Genomic DNA, 25,358 nt, shown 5'->3' on the forward strand with positions numbered 1-25,358 from the left:
GTCAGTTCCCCTGAATCGCGTCGATGACCATCGCCGCGGCGATGATGGGTTCTCTGGGGACCGTGCTGGCGTCGTCGATGGTAATCTCGTAGCGGTCTTTCAGCGAGAACTGCCCGTCGATGTTGCCGACGTGGGTCCCGTCTTTGTCGGTAATCTCGTACTTGTGGGGGATCCACTCGCCGAAGGGAACGACGTTGCGAGCGATGGTGACGAGCGCGCCCTGGGAGGTTATCTCGGCGATTTTGGCCTCGGTGCTGGCGTCACGAATCTTCCACGTGTCCTGGAAGATAGAGTAGTCGTTGTCGAGGATGACGATGTCCTCGCCGGTCCTGGAGTCCGTGAGGACGTAGTTGCCTGCCACGTCGATGATACCGCCGGCCTTGACCTGGAACACCTCGTCGCCGTTGGCGTCGACGAAGGGGAACTCCTCTTTCATCTTCAGCATCTTCTGTTTCCCGCGGAGGACGACGTTCCCGGCGGCGTCCATCGCTTTGTACTTGTTGCGGATCAGGCTCTGTTCGACCGTGTAGCTGTCGTCGGAGAGGTCGATCCCCGAGATGTCGTACGTGGAGGGCGTACTCATACTACCCGAGACAGAACACGCCGTAATCAGCGTTTCGGCGGGGCCAGTACCAGTCAGGCACGGCCTCGGATACAACCGACAGGGTTTCCCCCCTGCCGGCCAACGAAGATGCAAAGATGAGCAAGGATATAATCGAGGTCCGAGGGGCCGAGGAACACAACCTCAAGGACGTCGACGTGGAGATCCCACGCGAGGAACTGACGGTCGTCACCGGGCTGTCGGGGTCGGGCAAATCCTCGCTCGCATTCGAGACGGTGTACGCCGAGGGCCAGCGCCGGTACATCGAGTCGCTGTCGGCCTACGCACGGAACTTCCTGGGCCAGATGGACAAGCCCCAGGTCGAGAACGTCGAAGGGCTCTCGCCGGCGATATCTATCGACCAGAAGAACGCCGCCAACAACCCCCGCTCGACGGTCGGGACCGTCACCGAACTGCACGACTACCTCCGCCTGCTGTACGCTCGCGTCGGCACGCCACACTGCCCGGAGTGTGGTCGCGAGGTCGGCGAGCAGTCCGCCCAGAACATGGTCTCCCGACTGCTGGAACTCCCCGAGAGCACCCGCGCCAAGCTGTGTGCGCCGGTCGTCCGTGACCAGAAGGGGGCCTTCGAGGACCTGTTCGACGACCTCGTCGGCGAGGGGTACAGCCGCGTCGAGGTCGACGGCGAGGAGTTCGACCTCACGCTGGACCGCCCCGACCTGGACGAGAACTACGACCACACCATCGACGTGGTCGTGGACCGCGTGAAGATATCGACCGAGGCTCGCTCGCGCATCACGGACTCCGTCGAGACAGCGCTGGAAGAAGCCGACGGGACGCTGAAGGTCATCCTGCCGGACCCCCCCGAGGGCGCGGCGGAGACGCTCGGCGGGTCGGACGCCAGAGCGACCGGTGACCTCGCCGACGGGGACGAAGCGGACGACGGCGCCGCCGCGGACCGCCTCGTCGTCGAACTCTCCGAGGACCTGGCCTGTACGCACTGTGGCATCGACATCTCCGAGATCGAGACGCGGTCGTTCTCGTTCAACTCACCGCACGGGGCCTGCCCGGAGTGTGAGGGGCTGGGCGAGACGAAGGAGGTCAGCGAGGACCTGGTCATCACCGACCCGACGAAGCCGCTCAAGCACGTCTTCGAGCCCTGGAGCTACGACCGGACGTACTACTCGCGGCAACTGGACAACGTCGCCGAGCACTTCGGCGTGGACCTCTCGACGCCGTTCGAGGACCTTGAGGAGTCCACCCAGCGGCAGTTCCTCTATGGCACCGACCGAATCGTCGACTTCCAGTGGCGGACGAAAAACGGGACCCGCGAGAAGAGCGAGCGCTTCGAGGGCGTCATCCCCAACCTGGAGCGGCGCCACGTCGAGACGGACTCGGACCGCGCCCGCGAGCACATCGAGGAGTTCATGGCGACGACGACGTGCCCGGCCTGTGAGGGGACGCGGCTGAAAGCCGAGTCGCGGGCGGTGCTCATCGACGGCGTCTCTATCACCGAAGTCAACGAGATGTCCATCAGCGACGCGCTGGCGCACTTCGAAGGGATGGAGGGGAACCTCTCGGCCCGCGACCGGAAGATCGCCGAGGAGATTCTCAAGGAAATCCGGGCCCGCCTGGGCTTCATGACCGAAGTCGGCCTGGACTACCTGACGCTGGACCGGGAGGCCTCGACGCTGTCCGGTGGCGAGAGCCAGCGGATTCGCCTGGCCACCCAGATCGGGAGCGGCCTCGTCGGCGTCCTCTACGTCCTCGACGAGCCCTCCATCGGCCTCCACCAGCGCGACAACGACCGCCTGCTCAACACCCTCGAAGAGCTCCGGGACCTCGGGAACACGCTGCTCGTCGTCGAACACGACACCGAGACGATGCGCCGGGCCGACCAGATAATCGACATGGGCCCCGGCCCGGGCAAGCGCGGCGGCGAGGTCGTCGTCAACGGCCCGATGGACGAGGTCATCGACACCGAGGCGTCGGTGACCGGGGAGTACCTCTCTGGCGAGCGGACGATTCCGGTCCCCGACAGCCGCCGCGACCGCGACGGCGAACTCACGGTCCGGGGCGCTCGCCAGCACAACCTCGCCGACCTCGACGTGTCCATCCCGCTGGGGACGTTCACCGCCATCACGGGCGTCTCGGGGTCGGGCAAGTCCACGCTGATGCACGACGTGCTGTACAAGGGGCTGGTGCGTCGGATGAACGACACCGACGTGAACCCCGGCGAGCACGACGCCATCGACGGCCTCGAGGACATCGAGACGGTTCGGCTCATCGACCAGTCGCCCATCGGCCGAACGCCCCGGTCGAACCCGGCGACCTACACCAACGTCTTCGACCACATCCGCGAGCTGTTCGCCGAGACCAGCCTCTCGAAACAGCGCGGCTACGAGGTCGGCCGGTTCTCGTTCAACGTCAAGGGGGGCCGCTGTGAGGGCTGTGGCGGCCAGGGGACGGTCACCATCGACATGAACTTCCTCTCTGACGTGACGGTCCCCTGCGAGGAGTGTGGCGGCGCGCGCTACAACGACGAGACGCTGGACGTGACCTACAAGGGCGCGACAATCGCCGACGTGCTCGATATGACTGTCGAGGAGGCCTACGACTTCTTCGAGAGCCACGGCGGTATCCGCCGGCGGCTGGAACTGCTGAAGGACGTCGGCCTGGACTACATGCGCCTCGGCCAGCCCTCGACCACCCTGTCGGGCGGCGAGGCCCAGCGCGTGAAACTCGCCGAGGAACTCGGCAAGAAGGACTCGGGCGAGACGCTGTACCTGCTGGACGAGCCGACGACCGGGCTCCACCCCGAGGACGAGCGCAAACTCATCGACGTGCTCCACCGGCTCACCGACGACGGCAACACCGTGGTCGTCATCGAGCACGAACTCGACCTCGTGAAAAACGCCGACCACATCGTCGACCTCGGTCCCGAGGGCGGCGAGCACGGCGGCGAACTCGTCGCCCAGGGGACCCCGGAGGACGTGGCCCGGACCGAGGCGTCCTACACCGGGCAGTACCTCCGTGACCTCCTGCCGAACGTCGAGCTTGAGGGGCCACGCGCCGACCGCGAGCCGACGGCCGAGCAGCCGGCCGCGGACGACGACTAATCGGCCGCGTCGTCGATAAGCCGTTCCGCCCTTCTGACGAGACTCGCACTGAATCGCGCGCCGACTTCGTCCATTGCGTAGAGTGTGTCCGTCGCGTCAGCAGGGTCGATATCGCCCCGCTCGACGGCCCGGACGAGGACGCCAATCGACCCGGAGACTGGTATCGACAGCGCCTTACAGGTCTGTCTGAGTGGTTTGTCGTCGGTGATAACGACAGGGGCAGCGGCGACCAGCGCGTGAGCCAACAGTACGGCATCGCCACGCAGTTCCTCGTTGGAACGGCCGAGGTGGCTGGCTGCTTCCTCGACGGCGGTATCGGAAACGGATTGTGGACAGGTGACCCAGCCGTCGGCGATGGCGTCAGACAGCGTTTTCGCTGCTGGGTCGCTGGTAACCTCCTGGCGTACGAGGTCCGGAACGACTACCGAGCCCTGGAGTCCGGCGAGCAGATCAGCACCCCCCGTATCAGCCAGCGTAATGAATACGCTCGCGTCTACCAGGACAGTCCGGTCGCTGGCAGTCATCGAAGCGCGTCTACGTCGTCAGCCAGGTCACCCTCGTCGTAGTTCGTCATGACGCCGCGCTCGTTCGCCTCGGCCATCATTTCCGCGATGGTGAGACCAGCCAGGTCGGCGGCCCCGCGCATCCCGACCTCGCCGTCCCGATACCGCTGGAGTGCAGTCCGAATCAGCTCCTCTCTCGCCCCGCGCTGGATGGCCTGTCGGATGGCATCACTGCGGCTCGCCCCGGTGGCATCAGCGAGTCGCGCCACCAGGTCGAGTTCCTCGTCGCTCATGCGAGTGGTGACGTTTTCCATGTGTAATACAACGCGTTGCGATGCAATAAACGTGCGGTCGAGTGAGCCGGTCAGCAGTGTCGCGGCGATATCTGAGACGGCCACGAACGCTTTTGATGCCGGAGATGCCTGATACAGCCAGACATGGCGCAGCCGACAGCGGACCGCACGGAGCGGAAACGGGGTATCGGTGGGCTGGCGAAGCAGGCGAACCCGGCCTTTGCTGTGGGGGCGGTCGCCGTCCCGCTCCTCGCCTTCGCGGGGGCTATCGCCAGCGGGAACGTCCGGGCGCTGACCTACGTCCACGTGATGGCCGGCGTGCTGTGGACCGGCATCGACCTGTTCATGGGGCTGGTCCTGGGGCCGGTCCTTGGCGGCCAGGAACCGGAGGCACGAGCCGACTTCTTCGCGTCGTTCACGCCCAAGATGACCTTCCTGATGCCGACGCTGGCGACGGTGGCAATCTCCGGGGGCATCCTGCTGGCGCTTCGCCTCGGGAAGTTCCCCAACGCGGACCCGTGGCTGGCGCTGCTGACCACCGCGACGCTGATTCCCGTCGTCCTCCTCATCGGCTACCAGTTCGACGCGCTGACGGACCCGAAGACGCTGGGCGTCCTCGGCGTGGCCGTGGTGGGCTCGGGCGCGTATCTCGCGACGACGCTGCCGGCCTTTGCGATGACCTCGTGGTGGATCGTCGCCACGCTCGGTATCGTGACGCTGCTGTCCGTGCAGGGCTTCGGCGTCATCCTCCCCGGCGAGGTCCGCATCTACCGGCAGGTCGTCTCCGAGAATCCCGACGTGGACCTCGTCTCGGAGCTCGGGATGCGAAACGCCAGGCTCGGGGGCTTGCAGGGGCTGATGCAACTGGCCATCGTCTTCGTGATGGTTGGACTGCGCTGGTGGACGCCCTAGCGCGTTTGCGGTCCTCTCCTATTGAAGACGGCTTAGAAGGCCAGAAGGCCACAGTCGTCTCACCGGGTAGTGTCGGCAGAACAACTACAAGCCGGCCGAGAGTTAGCATACGTCGTATGTCCGACCCTGACGGCGGTCCGACGGACCCCGAGGCGGTGCTGGAGGAACTCGCCGGTCTGCCGACGCTGGCGCATCCGACCGCGTCCCCCGACGGCAGTGAGGTGGCCTTCTACTACGACGTGAGCGGGCGCAACGAGCTCCACGTCCTCGATGTCGAAAGCGGCACCCACGAGCAGTGGAGCGACGGCGAGGTCCCCCGGAACGCCCGCTGGCACGTCGAATGGGGGGCCGACGGCGAGCGGGTGTTCTTCCACCTCGACGACGACGGCGACGAACAGAACGACGTGTACGCCATCGACCGGGACGGCTCGGTCGAGACGGTCGTCGAGATGGACGGCCAGGTGGTGCTACAGGACGTCGGCGAGGACGGCGAGACGCTGCTGGTCGGGTCGACCCGCGGCGGGCAGCTGAACCTCTACAGCCACGACCGCACGAGCGGCGAGACGACGAAGCTGACCGGCTACGACCGGGCGGTTCTCACGGGACTGCTCTCGCCCGACGGGTCGCGGCTGGCCTACGCGACCAACGAGACCGACGACTTCGACAACGTGGACGTGTACGTCAGCGACGCCGACGGGTCGGCCCCGGAGACCCTCGAAATCGGCACCACCGGCGCGGAGGCTCTCCCGGCCGACTGGGGACCCGACGGCGACCGCCTGCTGGTCGTGGACAACAGCGACGACCTGTCCCGGTGTGGCGTCTACAACCTGGCGACGGGCGAGTCGACGTGGTTCGGCGGCGACTACGAGGAGGAGCCACAGGCGTTCCTGCCCGACGGCGAGCGCTTCCTCGCGGTCCGGACCCGCGAGGCCGCGAAGATTCCGGTCGTGTACGACGTCAGGACCGGCGTGGGCCGCGAACTCGACCTTCCCGAGGGCGTCGCGTCGTTCGGCCGGATGGGCGGTGACCCGGTACTGGACGAGGACCGACTCCTGACGCTGCACACGACGCCCACGCGCCGCCCCGAACTGCTCGCGTACGACCTCACAACGGACGAGACGGAGCCGCTGGTCGAGGCCGAGTACGGGCCGTTCTCGCCCGACGCCTTCGCCGACGCCGAGTACTTCACAATCGAGTCCGACGGCGTCCCCGAGACGCGACAGGCCGCCGTCGAGCACGACCCCTACGACGCGCTGGAGATCGGCTGTCTACTGTACGATTCCGGCGAACGACCGTCCCCGCTCGTCGTGAACCCCCACGGCGGCCCCCGCGGGATGGACACAAAGTCCTTCGACCTCTACACCCAGTTCCTCCTCCAGCGGGGCTTCGCCGTCCTGCAGGTGAACTACCGGGGGTCGACCGGCCGCGGCCGGGAGTTCATCCGCGAACTGTACGACGACTGGGGCGGAGCGGAGCAGGGCGACGTGGCCTCGGCCGCCGAACACGTCCTCACGACCCGCGAGTGGCTGGACGAGGGCCGCGTCGCCGTCTTCGGCGGCTCCTACGGCGGTTACTCGGCGTACTGGCAGATGGTCCAGTACCCGGACCTGTACGACGCCGGGGTGGCCTGGATCGGCCTCACGGACCTCGAGGACCAGTACGAGAACACGATGCCCCACTACCGGACGGAGTTGATGGAGAAGAACATGGGCATCCCGGAGGAGAACCCGGACCTGTACGAGGAACGGTCGCCGATCACCCACGTCGACAGCCTCGAGGCCCCGCTGTTCGTCGTCCACGGCGTCAACGACCGCCGGGTTCCCGTCTCACAGGCCCGACTGTTCCGCGACGCGCTCGAAGACGCGGGCTACACCGAAGGGCCGGAGGGGGAGTTCGAGTACCGGGAACTCGGCGAGGAGGGCCACGCCTCCTCGGACATCGAGCAGCAGAGACGGCTGTTCCGCCTGCTCGATGATTTTCTCGACCGCCGAATCGGGACCGAAGCGGCCGCCACAGACGACTGACTCCCCGGTGTAGAAGCGCTTATCACCCTGCCTGCCGACCGTCTCTGGCAACGATGGGCTGGTCGGGGCGCGCCGGGAGTCGCTGTACGTTCACCTACGACCGCGCGGCGGTACACGGCGAGACCGAACAGGAGTGGGAGTGCCCACACGGCGCACTCGAGGGCAGAGAGCGCTGTCCGTTCCACTGCCGGCCCGAGGACGTCCCCGACGGCGTGGACGTTTCCGACGCGTTCCTCGACGCGATAGCCGGGAACGGCGCCGAGCGTCGGCAGGACCGCAAGCGGGCGAAGCAGTTCCTCGGGGCCACCTTCGACGCCCTGGACCTGTCGAACGCGGTCATCGACGCCGCCGACAACCACCCCGTCGACTTGCGGGGGGCGACAATCGGTCGACTGGACTGCACGGACAGCGAGTTCGGCCAGCGGCTCGACCTCCGCGGGGTGCAGGTCGCGGGAACGGCGACATTCGACGGGACGTACCACGAGATCGACGCGAGGGAGGCGACGATTTCCGAGGCGGTGTTCGCCGGGGTGTCGGCGGACCGGGTCGACCTCCGGGACGCGCGGCTGGAGACCGCCGGGTTCGAGAGCGCGGTGCTGTCGGAAATCGACGCGCGTGACGCGACCATCGGGGCCGCGGACTTCGACCGGGCGTCGATGACCGAGGCCGCCTTCGACCGGGCGGCCATCGAGGAGGGGACGTTCCAGCACGCCACGCTGGAGATGGCCGACTTCGACGAGGCGGCGTTCGGGACGGGGGACTTCTACCACGCGACCTTCGACGAGGCGGACTTCCGGTGGGCGGAGTTCGGCACGGCGCGGTTCTACGGCGCGACGTTCAGCGGCGGCTACTTCAACGGGACCAGCTACGACGAGGCCGTCTTCGAGCGGGTCGAGGCCGAGCGGCTCTACCTCCCGGACGTGACGGTCACCGACGCGACGTTCGCCGACGCGGCCGTCTCGATGAAGCTGGTCGTCCACGACTCGGTGTTCGTCGGCACTGATTTCTCCGGGGCCGACGTCGAGCGCCTCGACGCCACGGACGCGGCGATACTCGGAGCCGCCGTCGCCGACGCGACCGTGGCGGACCTCCGGCTGGACGGGGCGACGCTGGCGAGTCCGCGGTTCGCGGACAGCGAAATCGACCGGCTGCGCGCTGCGGACGTGACCTGTCTCGGCACTGTCCGAATCCACGACTGCACCGTCGGCACGGTCGACCTGCAACCGACCGCTGTCGGGCCGGATGGGGTCGGGGTCGTATCGCTGTCCGAGACGGCAATCGAGGACGGCGTGTTCGGCCAGCCGAACGCGGGAGCCGCCGTCTACGACCTGGAGCGGGCGACGCTGGGGACGGTCCGGTTCGAGGGCGACGGGGCGGACAGGGTCCTCGACAGAGTCGCGTTCTACCGGACGCGGTTCGCGGGCTTTGACTTCCGTGACGACGACGACCTCGACCTCGAGCGGGCGAACTACCGCCTCCACGAACTCGATGATGGGCTCCGAGACGGGCTTCGGAGCGCACTGGCGTACCCGACCGCCCTCGCTGACGCGGTCGAAGTTCTGGCAGATAGCGACGGGAGCGGTGACCCCGTCGAGCCGGGTGCCGTCCCGAAGGTCGACCCAGCCGAGGAGGGTGGCACGAACCCCGTGACCGGCGAACCGGCGACAGCGGTCGACCTGGCGGCCAGGCGGGCCGGAGACCGGGCGCTCGAACCGGCCGCCAGCGCGACCTTCGAGCGTCTCTCGACGGCGACAGCGGGAGAAATCGAGGCCGCCGCCGGCGAGGTGACGTACCTCCGGGCCAAAAACGGCGCGAACGACATCGCCGACAACACCGCGGCCTCCGAGTTCTTCATGTCGCAGTTGGCCTACCGGCGGCGCTGTCACTCCCGGCGCGTCCGCGACAGCAGCGCACCCCGGCGAGAGCGCGGGCGGGCGGTCGCCCGCTGGGGGATGAACGCGTTCCTGTTCGTGACCACCGGGTACGGCGAGCGGGCGTCGTACACGCTCGCGGCGTCCGCGGCGCTCATCGCCGCTTACGCGGGGCTGTACCTCGCTATCGCGCCGGACCTGTTCGGGAGTGTCGGTCAGTACGCCCAGCTCAGCCTCGGGTCGTTCATCGCCTTTTTCCTCGGCGGGGTCGGGGAGGTCAGCGACCCGACCGTGTCGCTGCTCGCCCAGTCCGAGGCGTTCCTCGGCGGCTTCTTCGTTGCGCTGTACGTCTTCGCGCTGACGCGCTCGGTCAGTCGCTGACCGCCACCTTTCTTCGCTCGGGCGTCGTACAGTCGGCTATGCACACCGTCTACGCTGCGCTCGGGGACCGTGTCATCATCGGGGACAGCGACAGCGGCTGGGACGACTGCCTGCTCGGCCACGACATCGAGTGTGTCGCTGCGGGAGCGGCCGAACCGGAGCGTGCCTTCGTCGGCACCGCCGACGCCGGACTCCGGCGGACCACCGACGGCGGCGCGACGTGGGACGCAGTCCTCGAGGCCGGCGACCGCGTGACGAGCGTCACGGTCAGTCCGCACGACGCCGACGCGGTGTGGGCCGGGACGGAGCCCAGTGCGGTCTACCGCTCGACCGACGGCGGGGCGACGTGGACGGAGCGGTCGGGGCTGACCGACCTCGACTCGGCGTCGCGGTGGTCGTTCCCGCCCCGGCCACACACCCACCACGTGCGCTGGCTCGCCCTCGCGCCGGAGGACCCGGAGCAGGTGTACGCCGCCATCGAGGCCGGCGCGTTCCTCCGCAGTTCCGACGGCGGCGAGACGTGGGTCGACCACCCCGACGGCGCACGGCGGGACAACCACACACTGGCGACCCACCCGGACGCCCCGGACCGGGTGTACACCGCCGCCGGGGACGGCTTCGCGCTGTCGGCCGACCGCGGGGCGACGTGGACCCATCCACAGGAGGGGCTGGAGCATCGGTACGTGTGGGGGCTGGCCGTCCGTCCCGACGACCCGGACTGCGTCGTCGTCTCGGCGGCGGCCGGCGCCCGGTCGGCCCACAGCACGAGCGGCGAGAGCTACGTGTATCGGTGGGACGGCGACCGGTGGACCCGGTCGATGGACGGTCTGCCGGGACCGGCGGGGCTGGCCCGGCCGGTTCTCGCCGCCGGTCCGGACGGTGGCTTTCTCGCGCTGACGAACCACGGGCTATTCCGGTCGAAACAGGGGGACGCGTGGACTCGGACGGACCACAACAACGGGGACTGGCCGGCCGACTACGAGCAAGTGCCAAGCGGGCTGGCTGTCGTCTAACCCCTTCCGCTCTCGTCGGACGACAACGCCACACGACGGACAGATGTCCTTACAGGACGAAGACAGCCACATACCCCAGGCCGCTCGTCACGGCCGTCGCACCGGCCGCGAGCAGAAGAATCTTCGCCGCCCGTCGCCGGTCGGCCTGGACGGCCTCGCTCGCGTCGACGCGCCCGCTGGCGCCGCCCGACCCCGAGAGGTCGTAGCGGGCGAGCGCGCCGAAGGCGACACAGAACCGGAAGTAGTCCTGGAACGCGCCGAGGTAGCCGCCGAAGATGAACGGGACAGTCGCCCACAGCGACAGGTCGGGGAGCGCGCCGAGCACGACGGTGAGCGCGATACCGACAGCGACCGCAAACGACCCAACGGCCGACAGTCGGCGGGCGCGGCGCTGGTTCGTGCCGATGTTACACACCCCGGGCTGGTACTCTGCCATAGGCGGTGCCAGGGGCTACACCGACAAATACGCCGTGATTCGACCAGTGTCGCGACGGCCGCTTCGGCGGCTGGCTCGCCGAGTGTAGCGGGTCCCGCCACGGGTAGCTGACCCGGCGGCTGGAACGCCGTGACCGCGGTCTGTCTGAATCGCGAAGCTATTTGGTTCGTGACACCGAGAGAACGTGTATGCACGATGTTGTGGTGGTCGGCGCGGGTCCGGCTGGGTCCCGGTACGCGCGCCAGGCGGCGCGTCGGGGGCTCGACGTGGTGGCGTTCGAACAGGGGGAGGTAGGCACGCCGCTGGCCTGCTCGGGCCACGTGAGCACGGATGTCTGGGAGTTCACCGAGGACGCCCGCGAGGAGCTGTTCCAGAACGAGATTTCGGGCGCGCGGTTCCACACCGGCGGCCCCGGGAGCCCGGACCACCCCTTCTACAAGGACGAGGTCATCTCGAACGTCATCGACCGCGTCGGCCTGGACAAGCACCTGGCGGGGCTGGCTCGCGACGCCGGTGCCGACGTTCGCGAGGGGCATTCGGTCGTCGGCGTCACCGAGGACAGAGACGGCGTCACCGTCGAAGTCCGCGGCGACGACGGCGTCGAGACGCACCGGGCGAAGATGGTTGCGGGCTGTGACGGCCCGAAGAGCCGCGTCCGGCGGGAGCTCGACCTCCCGGAGCCCGACGAACTGCTCCACGGCGTCCTCGGGTTCAGCGACGAGGTGGACCACGGCGACTTCGTCGACGTGCACCTCACCGTCCCGCGCTTTTTCGCCTGGCGCATCCCGCGGGGCGATGCCGGCGTCGAGTACGGGCTGGCGGTGCCGCCGGGTGACGACGCCAGCGGCCGCTTCGAGGCGTTCGTCGAGGGCTACGGGGTCGAGACCGACCGCCGCTGCTCGGGGCTCATCCCCATCGGGCCGCCGAAACGGGTCACCGGCCGGCGGTCCTTCCTCATCGGCGACGCCGCGGCCCAGACCAAGCCGTTCACCGGTGGGGGCATCCGCTACAGCATGACCGCGGCCGACCACGCGGCCCGGGAGATCGACCCCGAGGACCCGGCGACGCTGGGCGAGTACGAGCGAGCGTGGCGCGACGACCTCCGGCAGGAGATACGCCTCGGTCACGCGGTCCGGGCCGGCTACTCCGTTCCGGAACCGATACAGAAAGCCGGGATGAAGGCCTTCGAGGGCGAAATCGGCGTCCACATGGACCGGCCGACGACGCTGTTCTCCCGGGAGCAGCTGGCGGCGCTGTTCTCCCGGTCCTGAGACGTGTTACTCGCTTGGCGTGTGCAGATAACGTTTTTACCGACCAATCGAAAAGGACGGGCGTGGCAAGACGTCGACGGACCTACGTCCTCGCGGGCCTGCTCGTTCTCACCGGCTGCCTGACGGCAGTCCTGCTCGCGCGAGTGCTGTCGACGATTTTCCTCGCAATCACGGTCGCATACGTGCTGTTCCCCGTCTCGGAGTGGCTCGGAAGTCACGGGCTCAACAGGCGACTCTCGGCGGCGGTGACGACGGGGGTTGCCTTCGTCAGCGGAACGCTCGTGTTCGTCCCGCCCGGGGCCGTGCTGTATCTGCGCCGCCGTGACCTCTTTAGCTTCTTCCAGCAGCTTCCGGCGACGGTGGTCATCGAGTTCGGTGAGTTCAGCACCGCGATAGAGATCGACCCCACGCTGATGGCCGCCCGGGAGACGCTAACCGCCGTTGCGGTGGACCTGGCCGCCGAATCGCCCGTTCTGGCGCTGAAAGCCGTGCTGTTTGCCATTCTCGTCTACGCGATGCTCTGGCGGCCACAGGCCCCGAAACAGGCCGTCTACCGGACGGTGCCGACGTCGTATCACGACGTCGCCGACCGACTCCATCAGCGGCTCCGGGGGACGCTGTACGCGATTTACGTCCTCCAGGCGGCGACGGCCTTTGGCACCTTCCTCGTGGCGTGGGTCGTGTTCTGGCTGCTGGGGTATCAGGGGGCGTTTGCGCTGGCGGTGGTCGCCGGCGTCCTGCAGTTCATCCCCGTTATCGGCCCCAGCATCGTCGTCCTCGCCATCGCTGTCGCGGACGTCATCAACGGCAACATCTCCGGGGCGATACTGGTGACCGTGTTCGGCCTCGTCTTCGTCGGCTTCCTCCCCGATGCGGTCATCAGGCCGAGACTCGCCCGCTCGACGACCGGCCTCCCGGCCAGTCTCTACTTCGTCGGGTTCACCGGTGGGGTGTTGACGCTGGGAATCATCGGCTTCATCGTCGGCCCGGTCATCATCGCGCTGCTGGTCGAACTGTCGGCGCTGCTGACGAACGAGCGTAATGGGGGCCAGCAGAAACTGTCCTGACCGCGAACCCCCACGCGGTCAGTTCGTCTCCAGTGGCCGCCCCTGTGCCTCCCACTCGGTGAGGCTCCCCTCGTAGAAGTCCACCCGCTCGAAGCCGAGGTGTCGGAGGGCGACGTACGTGTGGCTGATGCGCCGGGCGGTGTTGCAGTAGAGGACGATACGTTTCTCGGGGACGATGCCCGCACGTTCGAGCACTGACAGCGCCTCGTCTCGGGGCAACAGGCCCCGCGTCTCGTCGTCGACGAGGTCCCGCCAGTCCAGCAGGACCGCGCCGGGAATGTGGCCCGCGTCGTACTCCTCGTCATCGCGAGTGTCGACCAGTACCGCGTCGGGGTCGTCCGCCGCATCGGCGACCGTCTCGGGGCCGACCAGCGGCGTCGAATCCGGACGGCGAACCTCGTAGTCGGCCGGCTCGACGGCCGGCGTCTCGCCCGTCGTTTCCCGTTCGAGCTGCCAACTGGAGAAGTCGCCGTCCATCAGGTGAAGCCGGTCGGGGTCGTGGCCGAACAGCTCCGCGGTGACCAGGAACCGCGCCGCGAAGACGCCGTGGTGGTCGTCGTACGCGACGATATCGCTCTCCGGCGTCACCCCGGCCGCCGAGAGCAGCTTCGCCCAGTCGTCTTCGTCGGGGAGCATCCCCTCGCCGGCGTCGGACGCCGCGCCGTGTTCGTCCGCCCGGAACGAATCGAAGGGGACGTTCACCGCGCCCGGGAGGTGTCCGAGGCCGTCGTACTCCCAGGCGTCCCGCACGTCGACCACCCGGAGGTCGTCACCCCCGCTCGACACCCACGCCGCGGAGACGAAATCAGTCATCGTCCGTCCGTTACCGCTCCGTCCGCTTGAAAACTCTCATCGCAACCGGTCGAAGGTGGATGCAAATACTGCCGATTCTCGCGAGAGAGCGGCCTGGCTCACATCCAGACATGGCACGCCATGGCGCGTGTCCGCTGGGCTGGGGACGTGTCGTCTGTCCAAATGCTCTGGTAGAGGTAACATATGCCGACACGGTGGATGAGTGGCTGAACATGCCGAAAGTCGTGGTAATATATGTTTGGTAGACTTACGTTTCGATGGATTATGACTGACTACGCTAACGAAGTGCTCGTCTCGGCCGACTGGGTCAGCGAGCATCTGGACGAGTTCCAGAGCGACGACCCCGCCCACCGACTGGTCGAGGTAGACGTCGACACGGAACTGTACGAGGAGAGCCACGTGCCCGGCGCCATCGGCTTCAACTGGGAGACGGAACTCCAGGACCAGACCACGCGGGATATCCTCACCAAGGCGGATTTCGAGGACCTGCTCGGGTCCCACGGCATCAGCGAGGACTCGACGGTCGTCCTCTACGGTGACAACTCCAACTGGTTCGCTGCCTACACATACTGGCAGTTCAAGTACTACGGCCACGACGACGTGAAGCTGCTCGACGGCGGCCGCGAGTACTGGGTCGAGAACGACTACGAACTCACCGACGAGGTCCCCGAGTTCTCGGAAGTCGACTACGAGGCCTCCGGCCCGCGCGAGTCCATCCGTGCCTACCGGGAGGACGTCGAGAACGCCATCGAGCGCGAACTGCCGCTCGTCGACGTTCGCTCACCGGAGGAGTTCTCCGGTGAGATCCTCGCACCCCCAGGACTCCAGGAGACCGCCCAGCGCGGCGGTCACATCCCCGGCGCACAGAACATCTCCTGGGCGGCCGTCACCAACGACGACGGGACGTTCAAGGACTACGACGAACTGCAAGAGCTCTACGCCGAGTACGGCATCGACGGCGACTCCACGACAGTCGCCTACTGCCGCATCGGCGAGCGCTCCTCGGTCGCCTGGTTCGCCCTGCACGAACTGCTTGGCTACGACGACACCATCAACTACGACGGCTCCTGGACCGAATGGGGCAATCTGGTTGGTGCGCCGATAGAGAAGGGCGAAGCGGACGACTGACGCGAGATTCGACAGCAGGGAGAATCTCGATTGTGCGAGCGGGCCTCGCCCGCGAGCAAGCGCAAGCGCAGGAGTTCGCTTCGTAGTGGAACGGCGCTGGGAGACCTGCGTTCGAATTTTTACGACAGCGTCCAGCGCGCAACAGCGGCCATAGCCGAGATAGCGACGCCCGGTCCGAACGGCTGTCATCCGACCCCGAAACACGATTCCGTCCCCCAACCGTACATTCAAGTCAGATGCGCATCCTACACCCGGATGTGGACCGAAAGGAACTCGAACGGGAACTCCGCGACGCCTTCGACGCCGATTCCGAGGTCGTCACGGTCGTAGCCAGACAGGCGCGGGACCTCTCGGAGTCGGACCAGTTCGTGACCGACTTCGGGGCGGAGCTAACGGTGGTGGACGTCGTCGACAACCTCGCGGACGCGCCGGAGGACTATCAGCTCGCCGAGCGATGGAACTGGTGGCTGGGTGCGCTTGACCTCTCGCACGGCGGCTACGCGCGGTTCAGCGTGCGGCAGGACATCGGCAAGACATCCTGACCGCCGGTGTGAAAAAGCGGCGCGACGCCAGTCAGAATACGCTAAGCCCGTGTGCCTCTCGTGCGTGTTCGAGGAGTTCCTCCGTCGTGTCGAACTCCTCACCGCAGCTGCACGTGTGGTACGTCGCCGGTGATTGCTGGCGTGTCGCCATGACATTTTACCTATCGATGCGGAGTATAATAATTGTTTATACTAGTGTGCTAACACTCCCCAGCCAGCGTGTTATCTACACACAACATCTCGGCCGAAAAGAGCGCTCGAACCGTTCAGTCCCGCTGAGGGCGCCGATGTCGTCGTGTTACGGGTCATAGATGTTTCCGCCTGCTCGGCTGCCACCGACACGAATCAGTCAGAACCGACGGACGGAAACGGGCGGGCCGCGTCCGTTCCGATAATGGATGTCCAGTTTCTCGGCGGAGCGGGTGAGATCGGCCGGAGCGCTGTCCTCGTCGACGACTCGCTGTTGCTGGATTTCGGGATGCTGACCGACTCGCCGCCACAGTTCCCGGTGCGGACACCGACGCCGGACGCCGTCGTCGTCTCGCACGGCCACCTCGACCACGTCGGGACCATCCCGGCGCTGGTGTCGGGCGATGCGCGACCGCCGATTCACTGGACGCCGCCGACGTACGAACTGGCGATGACGCTCGCACGGGACACGCTCAAACTCCACGGCGGGACGGTCAACTGCCCGTTTACCGAGACCAACGTCAGACGGGTCACGCAGGTGTCGGAGACCCACGGCTACCAGGAGTCGTTCGAGGCCGCCGGCTACGAGGTCACCTTCTACAACGCCGGCCACATTCCCGGAAGCGCGCACGTCCTCGTCGACGACGGCGACACCCGCCTGCTGTACTCCGGCGACTTCCACACCGACGACCAGCGCCTCGTCTCGGGGACGACGGCCCGTCCGGACGCGGACGCGCTCATCTGTGAGAGCACGTATGCCGATGTCGACCACGAACCCCGGGAGACAGTCGAAGGGCGGTTCGCCGAGAGCGTCGAAACGACGCTGTGGGAGGGCGGGACCGTCGTCGTGCCCGCCTTCGCCATCGGTCGAACGCAGGAGATGCTGCTCATCTGCGAAGCCCACGACATCCCCTGTTACGTCGACGGGATGGGGAAGCACGTGACCGAGATGCTCGGGCAGTACCCCGAGTTCGTCCGGGACGCGGACGCCCTCCAGCGGGCGAAGTCCCACGCGCGGTTCGTCACGGGCAGGGACGGCCAGCGCAAGCGCATCACCGACCAGAAGGCGGCAATCGTCACCACCAGCGGGATGCTCTCGGGCGGCCCGGCGATGACGTACATCCCCGAAATCCGGGGGAACCCGATGAACAAAATCACCATGACCGGGTATCAGGTCGAGGGGACGCCGGGACGGGATCTGCTCGAGACCGGCAGCGCCGAGATAGACGGCCGGATTATGCCGGTCAGCGCGCGAGTCGAGCAGTACGACTTTTCGGCCCACGCCGACCGCGGGGGGTTGCTGGAGTACCTCGACAGCTACCGTGACACGACGGTGCTCGTGAACCACGGCGACCGCTGTGGGGCCTTCGCGACCGCGCTCCGCGACGACGGCTACGACGCGACGGCGCCCGAAGTAGGCGCGACCGTCACCGTACAGTAAACGGCTACGCGAGCGACATCGCCCATATCAGTCGTTCTCGCCGGTGGCTTCGGCAGTCCGTTGTTTCAGCCATTCGTCGAGCAGGTCGCGAATCGCGGCGTCCCGGTTGTCGCGATGGTCGGCGAACGCTTTGTCGTCGATCGCGTCGAGCAACTCCTCGTCCAGTTCGACCGCAACGGATTCGAGGTCCAGAAACGCTTCGTCCATTGATTACAGGGAGTTGGACGGCCAGAGAAATATATCCTCGTCAGACAGCCGTCAGTCAGCCGCGTGACAGGGCCATCGCGGGCAGCGGGCACGGGCCCGGCGGAGAACTGCCGTGCTTTGATTACGACGCCCGTCGTAGCCACACTCAGTGATAAATTCGCTACAGCCTCTCATCGGTCCCCACCGGCTCGACGCGCTCGGCGCGTGGGTGGTGACTGGCGTTCTCGTTGGAGGCACCGGACGGTTCGCGGCCGGCGGCGAGTTCGATTGGGCAGTGCTCACGGCGGTCATCGTCGCCGTCGCAGTCGCGGTGCCACTCGCCGCACGGAATCTCGAAACGACGGTTCCCGCGGAGTTGCTCGGACTGGTCGCAGTGCCGGTCCTCGTCCGGACCTTCGGCGGCTTCCCGCAGGTCACGCCGTTTCTCGTCGTCGCCGGGGTCGCGCTGTTGCTGGCCGTCGTCCTCGATGCGTACACCTCGCTGACGATGACGCCGCGGTTCGCGACCGTATTCGTTGTCATCGTGACGATGGCCGTCGCGGGGGTCTGGGCGGTCGGTATCTATGCGACCGATGCGCTGCTTGGAACCGCGTTCCTCGACGGACAGACCGAACTGATGTGGGACCTCGTCACCGCGGCGGCGACCGGTATCGTCGCCGGTGTCGTGTTCGAACTGTACGTCGAGCGGTCAGCACGCATCGCTCGACTGCGCGTCTCGGAACCGGATTCCTCGGGGTTTGACCGCTCGGAAGCGTCCCTTCCCGGAGACGGCCGGCACCACCGCATCGCGGTCCGGGCGCTGCAGGCCGGCCTCGGTGCGATAGCCGTATTCGCGCTCGTCCGGGGCAACGTAACGCTGTTTGTCAACAGCGGCGGTCCGCTGGCGATAACGTTCCTGCCGGCGGTGTTCCGCCGGGAGTACGGCTACGCGATGGACACTGGCCTCGTGCTGTGGATCACGGTGGCGTCGACGCTGCACGCGGCCGGTGCACTCGAACTGTACGAGACGTATGGTTGGTACGACAGCCTGACACACGCTGTCTCGGCATCGCTCGTGGCCGGCGTGGGATACGCTGTCGCCCGGGCGGTAGAACGCCACGCCCGGGCGGTCGTCTTCAATCGCGAGTTCCGTGCGACATTCGTCGTCCTGTTCGTCCTCGCCGTGGGCGTCGGCTGGGAGATTCTCGAGTTCGCCAGCGGTGGCTTCGCGTCGGCAGTCGGCGGCGAGGCGGTCCTCGCCCAGTACGGAACGAGCGACATCGTGAACGACCTCGTGTTCAACACAGTCGGGGCGTTCTTCGTCGCGGTCTGGAGCACCGCCCACTTCGAGGGGATCGCGGCCCGACTCACCGGACGCGTCGGGAGTCTCGCGAGCAGGGAGTGAGCCACTCGACACTGTCCCCGAAAACGACTCGGTGACAGGGCGGGACTCACACGTATGGAGCAGGTACATCTCGGTTTCGACCGCTACTTCGAGGTCGTCATGGAGACCGACGAGGCACAGGCCGCGGAGATGACTGTCGAGCCAGGCCGGTCCGTCGGCGGGCCGGAGAACTATCACGAGGACAGCGACCAGTGGCTGTTCGTGGTCAGCGGCACCGGCGCCGTCACCGTCGACAGTGACACCCGCCGAGTCGACGCCGGCGACCTCGTCCGCATCGAGACCGGGGAACGCCACGGCATCGAAAACGACGGCGACGAGCCCCTGGAGACGGTCAACTTCTACACGCCGCCGCGATAGCCGCCTCAGGTCACGGTCCCGTCGACCGGGGTAGACAGTTCGTAGCAGGCGCCGGCGTGGATGACAAACGCCGCGTCCGACGCGGCGAGCGTGCGGGCCACCCCACCGGTGACGGTCGACGCCTCGTCCGGTCGAAGCGTCGTATCGAGGGACTCGGCCTGCTCGTCGTCGAGTGACAGCGGTTCGAGCGTTGTACATCGGTCGCCGTCCGTCGCTTCGACCGCATACGTGACCTCGACCGGCTTGTCGCCGTGGACCTCCAGCGAGAAGGCGTAGTACGAGCCGTTGTAGGCGTACACCGAGCTGGTCGGGTCGAAGCCGCCCACGTCGGAGTCGTAGGTGTGTTCTCCCGCCGCTATCGCGTCGACGACGGCGCGGCGGTCGCTGTCCGGGAGGTCCGCCACGCGAACCGTCGACTCGTTCCCGGGGTCGTCGACTTCGGTCACGCTGTACTCGTTGATGTAGCCGCCGGAGCCGGTCGCTCGCTCCACGACCGCGTAGGTCCCGCCCTCGAACGCGAAGCAGTCGAACTCGTGAAGCACGTGCGCCCACTCGTAGTCCGTCACGGCTGTCGAGGCGTCGCGGGTAGCCGCTCTGAGGTCCGTGGCCGTCTCCGAAAAGACGCCGACGGTCGCTGTTTCCGGCACTGCCGCGGCGTCGACCGGTGACAGGACCACAGTGGCCGGAGCCGGCGTGTCTGTCCGCGAGGCGGTGTCGCCGAATCGGGAACAGCCGGCAACGAGCGCACAGGCGACGGTCCCGAGGACGGTCCGGCGGGAGGGCATAGTCGTCGGTTGCCGGTCGACCGGTAAATGCTTTCAGCGTCAGGCGACGCCGGCCTCGGCGTCCATCGGGTCCTGGATGTCGCCGACGACCTCCTCCAGCAGGTCCGTGACCGTCACCAGCCCGACGACCGCGCCGTCTTCGAGCACGAAGGCCAGTTCCTGGCGCTCGGCCTGGAACTGGTCGACGGCGTCGCTGACGGTGGTGTCCGGGGACATCGTCATCGGCGGCGAGGCGACGGCTTCGAGGTCGATGCCGTCCAGCAGGCCGCCCGACCCGTCCTGTTCCTCGCGCTCGTCGACGAGCGCCGGGATGTAGACGATGCCGAGGAAGTCTTCGAGCGTCTCACCGACGAGCGGGTAGCGGGTGTGGGGCGTCTCGGCGATACGTTCAGCGTTGGTCACGTCGTCGGCGACCGTCGACAGCGCGACGATGTCCTCCGCGGGCACCATCACCTCGCCGACCGCCCGGTCGCCGACGCGGAACGCCGCGAGCACCTCCTCGCGGCGCTCGTCGGACACGTCGCCGCGGTCGAGGACGGACCCGAGTTCGTTTCGGAGTTCGGCCCGGGACTCGAACGTGTCGACCTCGGTTTCGAGCCACGCGCCGGACATCTCGACGCCAAAGAGCCCGAGCGTCCACTTCGCGACGCCGTCGCCGACCTTGATAATCGGCGAGATGAGCCACGCGAAGTAGTACAGCGGGGTCGCGCCGTACCGGCAGACGAACTTCGCGCGCTCGACGCCGAGGTACGTCGGCGTCTGCTCGCCGTGAGTCAGGTGGACGAGGTTGATGATGAGGAAGGCGATGGCCGCGCCGGCCCCGACCCCGGCCAGCGCGGAGGACTGGAAGTACGGCTCGAAGATGGCCGCCAGCGCCGGCTCGGCGACGATACCGACCGCGATGCTGGAGGCGGTGATACCGACCTGACAGCTCGTCAGGTAGATCTCCAGGTCGTCGGTCATCTCCCAGGCGCGCCGCAGGCCGGGTTCGTCGAATTCGGACTCGCTGTACTGTCTGGCCCGCGTCAGTGCGAACTCGATGGCGACGAAGAAGCCATTGGCGAGGATCAGGGCGACGCCTGCAAACAGCCTGACCGCCATCTCGACTGGTTGCATGTGCTGGCGAGGTTCACGTTCCGTGGGTGAAAAGGTGGGGATTGTCGGCGGCGCTCGCGTCGCCACAGCACGTCGGCCGGTTCAGGCGCTCTCGAAGTCGTACTCGACGCCGGTGAGGTCGGTCGAGACTTCCCAGAGCCGCTCTGCGGTCGCCTCATCGCGGGAAGCGTCGTTGGACTGCTGGAACTCGGGCGGGCCGCGCATGTCGAGCAGGCCGCCGGGACCGACGTACTCGCCGCCGATGACGTCCTCGGCGGTGGCGGCGTACAGCATCGGCAGCGCGCCCTGTTCGGCGGATTGGGCGAAGACAGCGTTGGCGATGCCCATGGCCGCGGTTCGCAGCGTCGACCCCATCTCTCGCGGCCCGCGGAACTGGAGGTCGGTGTCGGCGTAGCCGGGATGGCAGGCGACGCTTATGACGTCGGCCCAGCCGTGGTTGCCCAGACGGCGCTGGAGTTCGTAGGCAAAGAGGAGGTTGGCGAGCTTGCTCTGGCCGTAGGCCGACCACTTCCCGTAGGAGCGCTCGCCCTGGAGGTCCTCGAAGTCGACGTCGCCCATCTCGTGGGCGCCGCTGGATTGTGTGACGATTCGGGACTCGCCGTCGGCGGCCCGGAGCAGGGGAAGCAGGTGCCCGGTCAGGGCGAAATGGCCCAGGTGGTTGACGCCGAACTGCGTCTCGAAGCCGTCGGCCGTCTCGCTCCGGGGAATTGCCATGACGCCGGCGTTGTTACAGAGGACGTCGACGGCGTCGTAGTCGTCCCGGAGGCCGTCGGCGAACGACGCGACGTTCGACAGGTCGGCCAGGTCACACTCCCGGACGTCCAGCGCCGCGTCGGGAACGGCTTCGCGTATCTCCGCCGCGGCTGATTCGCCGCGCTCGACGCTTCGGCAGGCCATCACCACTGTTGCGCCCTTGCGGGCGAACGCTTTCGAGCCTTCGAGCCCCAGTCCGCTGTTCGCACCGGTCACGACCACGGTTCGGTCCGGCAGCGAGGGCATGTCCTCGGCAGTCCAGCCAGTCATTGGGACCGATACGGGCGCGAGACACTGAAACCCATCGCCGGCGAGGGAGAGAGTCTTATGCCGCCGACCCCGTAGTCCCGACGATGAGCGACGTTTCGGTCACCGTCTACACGCGAGAGGACTGCCATCTCTGCGAGGAAGCGATCGAGACGATTGAGCGGGTCGCCGACGACGAGGGGGTCGCCGTCGCGCTGGACCTCGTCGACGTCGACGAGGACCCCGACCTCCGCGAGGCGTACGGCGAGCGCGTGCCCTACGTCCTTCTCGACGGGTCGCCGGCGTTCAAGTACCGCGTCGCCGAGGGGCAGTTGCGCGAGAAACTCCGGAAGTCGGCGTAGCCACGTTGAACGAACTTCGACAGCCGGCTGCCAGCGACAGCGGACGGCGCGGTCAGGTTTAGTTTTCGACCTGACTGATCGTAATGCGGACGTTCCCGAAGGGCCTGAGCGTGAGCGCATCGCAGGTGTAGAAACAGCGCCGCAGTCTCGCGGCCCGCTTCGCACCGACGAACAGCCCTGCGAGCACCGCGAGGGCACCAAGACCGGCAAGCGGCTGGCTGATGGCCCACAGTAGTACGAAAAACGCGAGTACCAGGGCGTAACTCGCCGCGATTCGCCGCCACGTGGGGTTCAGACCGGGGCGCCTGCCCGGATCGGATGGGGGTTGTTGCATGTTATCAGTCGCCCGCTACCGCTCTCGTCTCGTCGAGGACGTCGAGGAGCCGTTCGGCGCGCGGCGTCGCTGTGTAGTACCGCCAGCGGCCGTCCTTCCGGCGCTCGACCAGGTCCGCACTGAACAGCCGCGAGAGGGCCTGGCTGACGGCGCCCTGGCTCACGCCGAGAGCCGGTTCGAGCTCGCAGACGCACACTGCCCCGTCGGCCCCGGCGATGAGCCGGAGCGCCTCGTAGCGGGTGTCGGTCCCGAGCGTCGCAAGCGTCTGTAGGTCCGCGGCGAGTTCGTCCTCCGATAGAGAGAGGCTAACTGACGGACAGCAGTTCGATTGCTGGCTCTCTCCCTCGGGTGGCTGTGTCTCTGACTGGTCTGAAGACATATTAGTGTCTTCTAATATTAGCCTGTACTAATATAATACTTTCGCAGCCGCCAGTCAGCGTCACCAATCCACCGGAGACGGTCTAGAGTGAAACAGGGGCCCGAACGGGATGGAGAAAGCTCGCTACCGACCGCGGTCGACGGCGTCGGCCAGGGCCGCCGTCGCCGCAGCCGGGTCCTCGGCCCGCGTGATGGCGGTGATGACAGCCACACCGTCAGCCCCGGCTTCGACGACTTCGGTGGCGTTGTCGGCCGTGATACCGCCGATGCCGACGAACGGAATATCGACCGCCTCGGCGATGGCGGCGACGCGGTCGGTGCCGACGGCGTACTGCTCGTCGTCGATGTCGTCTTTCGACCCGGTGGCAAACACCGCGCCGACACCGAGATAGTCCGCGCCGGCCGCCTCCGCGTCCCGGGCGGCGTCGACAGTCGAGACGGAACGCCCGATGAGCGCATCGTCACCGAGAAGGTCACGCGCGACAGGAACGGGCAGGTCGTCGTCGCCGAGGTGGACCCCGTCGGCGTCGAGTGCCCGAGCGATGTCAACGCGGTCGTTGACGAGGAAGGTGACGCCGGCCTCGTGGGTCAGTTCCCGCAGTCGCTGGCCGAGTTCGTAGCGCTCGCGCGCCGAGCGGTCCTTCTCGCGGAGCTGGACGACGCCGACGCCGCCGTCGACCGCGTCCGCGACGATTCCGTCGGTTGTCCGGCCCGCCGAGAGCGACGCCTGCGTGACGAGGTACACGTCCCAGTCGACCATGGCGGGTCTCGGACCTGGTGGGCCTTGTGTGCTGTGCGTTGCGACGGTCAGGACTCCGTCTCGGCCGCCGACCCCGACGCGTTCGCGTCGTCGGTGCCGGCCGACGAGTCGGCGAGGGCGCCGTCGCGGACGGCCATCCGGAGTCCGAATTCGGCGATGTTGCCGCCGTGTTCGGCCGTTCTGGCGAGGCTGTCGAGGGCGCGCGTGAGCCGGTAGTCGGCGTCACCGGACTCGAACAGCCGCCGGTCGAGACTGGTTATCCGCTCGCGAAGGGCCCGGCGCGTGGCGAGCGTCTGCCGGGCGGTGGCGACACAGGCGTCGCCGGTGATGACCCGGACGGCGTCCTCGACGGCGGTGTGAACGTCCTGTGCGATGTCCTCGAGGGCCGTGGCGGTTCCCTCGTCGGGCTGGCCGTCGAGCCGGTCGGCGACGGTGCCGATGCGTTCAGCGTGGTCGGCCACGCGTTCGAGTTCGTTCGCGGTCACCCAGAGGCTGAACAGCTCCGGACGCGTCAGCCCGAGCGCGTCTATCTCGTCGAGCCGGGCCAGTCCGCGCTCGAAGTAGCGGTCGGTCATGGCGTACAGCCGGTCGGCCTGGTCGTCCCGGTCGTCCCACCGGTCGCCGGTCGTGCCGGCTGTGAGCGCAGCCATCGCGTCCCGGTGCATCGACAGCGCGACGAACTGGAGCTGGCGAACCGACTGCCTGACGGACACCTCGCCAACGTCAAGCAGCGTCTGGACCGTCACCTGCGACCCGGTCTCCTCGGCGATGGTCACGCCGGTCAGGTTCCGGGTGACGCGTTCGATGGCCCGGTGTTGCTCGTCGGTGTAGCCGTCGGGGGCTTCGAGGACGACGGACTCGACGCCGGCCGCGTAGGCCGCCCGCAGCAACTGCTCAATCTCCGCCGGGTCGTCGTCTCCGACCGCCAGGGTAACGCGGTTCCGCGGCGCGGTCCGGGACTCGGGGGTCTGAATCACCAGGAGCCCGTCGATGTGCGTGTGGAGGTCGACCGTCGTCCCCGCCGTACAGCCCTCCGACTTGGCCCACTCTTTGGGCAGTGAAACGGTGTAGGTCCCGCCGCCGACGGTCTGTATCTTTCGGCTGTCCATGC

The 25,358-nt window shown here is 67.5% G+C and carries 26 protein-coding genes; 13 read left to right on the plus strand and 13 right to left on the minus strand.

What is annotated here, in order from left to right; translation table 11 throughout:
• Window position 1: 1 nt before the first annotated feature.
• Window positions 2-583 carry a hypothetical protein gene (locus KZ498_RS01095; protein ID WP_312616094.1) on the minus strand — a complete coding sequence of 194 codons (582 nt, stop codon included), beginning with the start codon at window positions 581-583 and terminating at the stop codon, window positions 2-4.
• A 116-nt stretch (window positions 584-699) separates the two neighbouring features.
• Between KZ498_RS01095 and uvrA the strand changes: the two genes are divergently transcribed.
• Entirely contained in the window at window positions 700-3,681 is a 2,982-nt protein-coding gene (gene uvrA / locus KZ498_RS01100) for an excinuclease ABC subunit UvrA (protein ID WP_312616096.1), read from the plus strand.
• Here the strand turns inward: uvrA and KZ498_RS01105 are convergent.
• Together KZ498_RS01105 and KZ498_RS01110 are read right to left on the minus strand one after the other, a co-directional pair.
• Window positions 3,678-4,205, minus strand: a complete 528-nt coding sequence (locus tag KZ498_RS01105; protein WP_312616098.1) for a DUF3368 domain-containing protein — start codon at window positions 4,203-4,205, stop codon at window positions 3,678-3,680. The two genes, uvrA and KZ498_RS01105, sit on opposite strands and share 4 nt — an antisense overlap.
• Window positions 4,202-4,498, minus strand: a complete 297-nt coding sequence (locus KZ498_RS01110; protein WP_312616099.1) for a UPF0175 family protein — start codon at window positions 4,496-4,498, stop codon at window positions 4,202-4,204. The genes KZ498_RS01105 and KZ498_RS01110 overlap by 4 nt, the downstream gene beginning before the upstream one ends.
• Window positions 4,499-4,621: 123 nt before the next feature.
• Here KZ498_RS01110 and KZ498_RS01115 point away from each other — a divergent pair, with 123 nt between their 5' ends.
• The 4 genes from KZ498_RS01115 to KZ498_RS01130 all read left to right on the plus strand — a co-directional run bounded on the left by KZ498_RS01115 (window position 4,622) and on the right by KZ498_RS01130 (window position 10,678).
• Window positions 4,622-5,389 (plus strand): hypothetical protein, encoded by a 768-nt coding sequence (locus KZ498_RS01115; protein ID WP_312616100.1) that lies wholly within the window; start codon window positions 4,622-4,624, stop codon window positions 5,387-5,389.
• Between the two features lie 116 nt (window positions 5,390-5,505).
• A complete protein-coding gene (locus KZ498_RS01120; protein ID WP_312616102.1) occupies window positions 5,506-7,413 on the plus strand; it encodes a prolyl oligopeptidase family serine peptidase in 1,908 nt (635 codons plus the stop codon).
• Between the two features lie 53 nt (window positions 7,414-7,466).
• The gene (locus KZ498_RS01125; RefSeq protein WP_312616104.1) at window positions 7,467-9,665 is read left to right on the plus strand and encodes a pentapeptide repeat-containing protein; all 2,199 of its coding nucleotides are present in this window, start codon (window positions 7,467-7,469) and stop codon (window positions 9,663-9,665) included.
• A gap of 38 nt (window positions 9,666-9,703) precedes the next feature.
• A complete protein-coding gene (locus KZ498_RS01130) occupies window positions 9,704-10,678 on the plus strand; it encodes a hypothetical protein (RefSeq protein WP_312616106.1) in 975 nt (324 codons plus the stop codon).
• A gap of 49 nt (window positions 10,679-10,727) precedes the next feature.
• Here KZ498_RS01130 and KZ498_RS01135 read toward each other — a convergent pair whose 3' ends face one another.
• On the minus strand, window positions 10,728-11,114 hold the full coding sequence (locus tag KZ498_RS01135; RefSeq protein WP_312616107.1) for a hypothetical protein: 387 nt from the start codon (window positions 11,112-11,114) through the stop codon (window positions 10,728-10,730).
• A 188-nt stretch (window positions 11,115-11,302) separates the two neighbouring features.
• Here KZ498_RS01135 and KZ498_RS01140 point away from each other — a divergent pair, with 188 nt between their 5' ends.
• The gene (locus KZ498_RS01140; RefSeq protein WP_312616109.1) at window positions 11,303-12,385 is read left to right on the plus strand and encodes a geranylgeranyl reductase family protein; all 1,083 of its coding nucleotides are present in this window, start codon (window positions 11,303-11,305) and stop codon (window positions 12,383-12,385) included.
• A gap of 62 nt (window positions 12,386-12,447) precedes the next feature.
• Complete coding sequence (locus tag KZ498_RS01145) at window positions 12,448-13,452, plus strand: AI-2E family transporter (protein WP_312616111.1); 1,005 nt, start codon at window positions 12,448-12,450, stop codon at window positions 13,450-13,452.
• A gap of 18 nt (window positions 13,453-13,470) precedes the next feature.
• Here the strand turns inward: KZ498_RS01145 and KZ498_RS01150 are convergent, their stop codons facing one another.
• Window positions 13,471-14,265 carry a rhodanese-like domain-containing protein gene (locus KZ498_RS01150; RefSeq protein ID WP_312616113.1) on the minus strand — a complete coding sequence of 265 codons (795 nt, stop codon included), beginning with the start codon at window positions 14,263-14,265 and terminating at the stop codon, window positions 13,471-13,473.
• 264 nt (window positions 14,266-14,529) lie between these two features.
• On the opposite strand from KZ498_RS01150, the gene KZ498_RS01155 reads away from it, so the two are divergent.
• The 3 genes from KZ498_RS01155 to KZ498_RS01165 all read left to right on the plus strand — a co-directional run bounded on the left by KZ498_RS01155 (window position 14,530) and on the right by KZ498_RS01165 (window position 17,565).
• Window positions 14,530-15,393, plus strand: a complete 864-nt coding sequence (locus tag KZ498_RS01155) for a sulfurtransferase (RefSeq protein ID WP_312616114.1) — start codon at window positions 14,530-14,532, stop codon at window positions 15,391-15,393.
• 236 nt (window positions 15,394-15,629) lie between these two features.
• On the plus strand, window positions 15,630-15,935 hold the full coding sequence (locus KZ498_RS01160) for a hypothetical protein (RefSeq protein WP_312616115.1): 306 nt from the start codon (window positions 15,630-15,632) through the stop codon (window positions 15,933-15,935).
• Between the two features lie 394 nt (window positions 15,936-16,329).
• Window positions 16,330-17,565: an MBL fold metallo-hydrolase gene (locus KZ498_RS01165; RefSeq protein ID WP_312616116.1), complete on the plus strand. Its 1,236-nt coding sequence runs from the start codon at window positions 16,330-16,332 to the stop codon at window positions 17,563-17,565.
• Window positions 17,566-17,592: 27 nt separating this feature from the next.
• Here the strand turns inward: KZ498_RS01165 and KZ498_RS01170 are convergent, their stop codons facing one another.
• Complete coding sequence (locus tag KZ498_RS01170; protein WP_312616117.1) at window positions 17,593-17,772, minus strand: ribbon-helix-helix protein, CopG family; 180 nt, start codon at window positions 17,770-17,772, stop codon at window positions 17,593-17,595.
• Between the two features lie 148 nt (window positions 17,773-17,920).
• Between KZ498_RS01170 and KZ498_RS01175 the strand changes: the two genes are divergently transcribed.
• Entirely contained in the window at window positions 17,921-19,156 is a 1,236-nt protein-coding gene (locus KZ498_RS01175; RefSeq protein WP_312616118.1) for a hypothetical protein, read from the plus strand.
• Between the two features lie 54 nt (window positions 19,157-19,210).
• Window positions 19,211-19,513 (plus strand): cupin domain-containing protein, encoded by a 303-nt coding sequence (locus KZ498_RS01180; RefSeq protein ID WP_312616119.1) that lies wholly within the window; start codon window positions 19,211-19,213, stop codon window positions 19,511-19,513.
• 5 nt (window positions 19,514-19,518) lie between these two features.
• On the opposite strand, the gene KZ498_RS01185 is transcribed toward KZ498_RS01180, so the two are convergent.
• The 3 genes from KZ498_RS01185 to KZ498_RS01195 all read right to left on the minus strand — a co-directional run bounded on the left by KZ498_RS01185 (window position 19,519) and on the right by KZ498_RS01195 (window position 22,437).
• A complete protein-coding gene (locus tag KZ498_RS01185; protein ID WP_312616120.1) occupies window positions 19,519-20,298 on the minus strand; it encodes a hypothetical protein in 780 nt (259 codons plus the stop codon).
• Window positions 20,299-20,337: 39 nt separating this feature from the next.
• On the minus strand, window positions 20,338-21,414 hold the full coding sequence (locus tag KZ498_RS01190) for a hemolysin family protein (protein WP_312616121.1): 1,077 nt from the start codon (window positions 21,412-21,414) through the stop codon (window positions 20,338-20,340).
• 81 nt (window positions 21,415-21,495) lie between these two features.
• Entirely contained in the window at window positions 21,496-22,437 is a 942-nt protein-coding gene (locus KZ498_RS01195; protein ID WP_312616122.1) for an oxidoreductase, read from the minus strand.
• Window positions 22,438-22,520: 83 nt separating this feature from the next.
• Here KZ498_RS01195 and KZ498_RS01200 point away from each other — a divergent pair, with 83 nt between their 5' ends.
• Window positions 22,521-22,775, plus strand: a complete 255-nt coding sequence (locus KZ498_RS01200) for a glutaredoxin family protein (protein WP_312616123.1) — start codon at window positions 22,521-22,523, stop codon at window positions 22,773-22,775.
• Window positions 22,776-22,833: 58 nt separating this feature from the next.
• On the opposite strand, the gene KZ498_RS01205 is transcribed toward KZ498_RS01200, so the two are convergent.
• The 4 genes from KZ498_RS01205 to KZ498_RS01220 all read right to left on the minus strand — a co-directional run bounded on the left by KZ498_RS01205 (window position 22,834) and on the right by KZ498_RS01220 (window position 25,356).
• The gene (locus tag KZ498_RS01205; RefSeq protein ID WP_312616124.1) at window positions 22,834-23,109 is read right to left on the minus strand and encodes a flagellar motor protein MotB; all 276 of its coding nucleotides are present in this window, start codon (window positions 23,107-23,109) and stop codon (window positions 22,834-22,836) included.
• 4 nt (window positions 23,110-23,113) lie between these two features.
• Window positions 23,114-23,488: a winged helix-turn-helix domain-containing protein gene (locus KZ498_RS01210; protein WP_312616125.1), complete on the minus strand. Its 375-nt coding sequence runs from the start codon at window positions 23,486-23,488 to the stop codon at window positions 23,114-23,116.
• Window positions 23,489-23,611: 123 nt separating this feature from the next.
• Window positions 23,612-24,247 carry a thiamine phosphate synthase gene (gene thiE / locus KZ498_RS01215; protein WP_312616126.1) on the minus strand — a complete coding sequence of 212 codons (636 nt, stop codon included), beginning with the start codon at window positions 24,245-24,247 and terminating at the stop codon, window positions 23,612-23,614.
• 47 nt (window positions 24,248-24,294) lie between these two features.
• On the minus strand, window positions 24,295-25,356 hold the full coding sequence (locus tag KZ498_RS01220; protein ID WP_312616127.1) for a phosphate uptake regulator PhoU: 1,062 nt from the start codon (window positions 25,354-25,356) through the stop codon (window positions 24,295-24,297).
• Between the last annotated feature and the right edge of the window lie 2 nt (window positions 25,357-25,358).

Source organism: Haloarcula sp. 1CSR25-25 (assembly GCF_032027985.1).
Lineage (GTDB): Archaea > Halobacteriota > Halobacteria > Halobacteriales > Haloarculaceae > Haloarcula.

Excerpts from the sequence above, each read along its gene's own strand:
- KZ498_RS01095 (WP_312616094.1), bottom strand. The coding sequence starts at position 583 with ATGAGTACGCCCTCCACGTACGACATCTCGGGGATCGACCTCTCCGAC.
- uvrA (WP_312616096.1), top strand. The coding sequence starts at position 700 with ATGAGCAAGGATATAATCGAGGTCCGAGGGGCCGAGGAACACAACCTC.
- KZ498_RS01105 (WP_312616098.1), bottom strand. The coding sequence starts at position 4,205 with ATGACTGCCAGCGACCGGACTGTCCTGGTAGACGCGAGCGTATTCATT.
- KZ498_RS01110 (WP_312616099.1), bottom strand. The coding sequence starts at position 4,498 with ATGGAAAACGTCACCACTCGCATGAGCGACGAGGAACTCGACCTGGTG.
- KZ498_RS01115 (WP_312616100.1), top strand. The coding sequence starts at position 4,622 with ATGGCGCAGCCGACAGCGGACCGCACGGAGCGGAAACGGGGTATCGGT.
- KZ498_RS01120 (WP_312616102.1), top strand. The coding sequence starts at position 5,506 with ATGTCCGACCCTGACGGCGGTCCGACGGACCCCGAGGCGGTGCTGGAG.
- KZ498_RS01125 (WP_312616104.1), top strand. The coding sequence starts at position 7,467 with ATGGGCTGGTCGGGGCGCGCCGGGAGTCGCTGTACGTTCACCTACGAC.
- KZ498_RS01130 (WP_312616106.1), top strand. The coding sequence starts at position 9,704 with ATGCACACCGTCTACGCTGCGCTCGGGGACCGTGTCATCATCGGGGAC.
- KZ498_RS01135 (WP_312616107.1), bottom strand. The coding sequence starts at position 11,114 with ATGGCAGAGTACCAGCCCGGGGTGTGTAACATCGGCACGAACCAGCGC.
- KZ498_RS01140 (WP_312616109.1), top strand. The coding sequence starts at position 11,303 with ATGCACGATGTTGTGGTGGTCGGCGCGGGTCCGGCTGGGTCCCGGTAC.
- KZ498_RS01150 (WP_312616113.1), bottom strand. The coding sequence starts at position 14,265 with ATGACTGATTTCGTCTCCGCGGCGTGGGTGTCGAGCGGGGGTGACGAC.
- KZ498_RS01155 (WP_312616114.1), top strand. The coding sequence starts at position 14,530 with ATGACTGACTACGCTAACGAAGTGCTCGTCTCGGCCGACTGGGTCAGC.
- KZ498_RS01160 (WP_312616115.1), top strand. The coding sequence starts at position 15,630 with ATGCGCATCCTACACCCGGATGTGGACCGAAAGGAACTCGAACGGGAA.
- KZ498_RS01165 (WP_312616116.1), top strand. The coding sequence starts at position 16,330 with ATGGATGTCCAGTTTCTCGGCGGAGCGGGTGAGATCGGCCGGAGCGCT.
- KZ498_RS01170 (WP_312616117.1), bottom strand. The coding sequence starts at position 17,772 with ATGGACGAAGCGTTTCTGGACCTCGAATCCGTTGCGGTCGAACTGGAC.
- KZ498_RS01180 (WP_312616119.1), top strand. The coding sequence starts at position 19,211 with ATGGAGCAGGTACATCTCGGTTTCGACCGCTACTTCGAGGTCGTCATG.
- KZ498_RS01185 (WP_312616120.1), bottom strand. The coding sequence starts at position 20,298 with ATGCCCTCCCGCCGGACCGTCCTCGGGACCGTCGCCTGTGCGCTCGTT.
- KZ498_RS01190 (WP_312616121.1), bottom strand. The coding sequence starts at position 21,414 with ATGCAACCAGTCGAGATGGCGGTCAGGCTGTTTGCAGGCGTCGCCCTG.
- KZ498_RS01195 (WP_312616122.1), bottom strand. The coding sequence starts at position 22,437 with ATGACTGGCTGGACTGCCGAGGACATGCCCTCGCTGCCGGACCGAACC.
- KZ498_RS01200 (WP_312616123.1), top strand. The coding sequence starts at position 22,521 with ATGAGCGACGTTTCGGTCACCGTCTACACGCGAGAGGACTGCCATCTC.
- KZ498_RS01205 (WP_312616124.1), bottom strand. The coding sequence starts at position 23,109 with ATGCAACAACCCCCATCCGATCCGGGCAGGCGCCCCGGTCTGAACCCC.
- KZ498_RS01210 (WP_312616125.1), bottom strand. The coding sequence starts at position 23,488 with ATGTCTTCAGACCAGTCAGAGACACAGCCACCCGAGGGAGAGAGCCAG.
- thiE (WP_312616126.1), bottom strand. The coding sequence starts at position 24,247 with ATGGTCGACTGGGACGTGTACCTCGTCACGCAGGCGTCGCTCTCGGCG.
- KZ498_RS01220 (WP_312616127.1), bottom strand. The coding sequence starts at position 25,356 with ATGGACAGCCGAAAGATACAGACCGTCGGCGGCGGGACCTACACCGTT.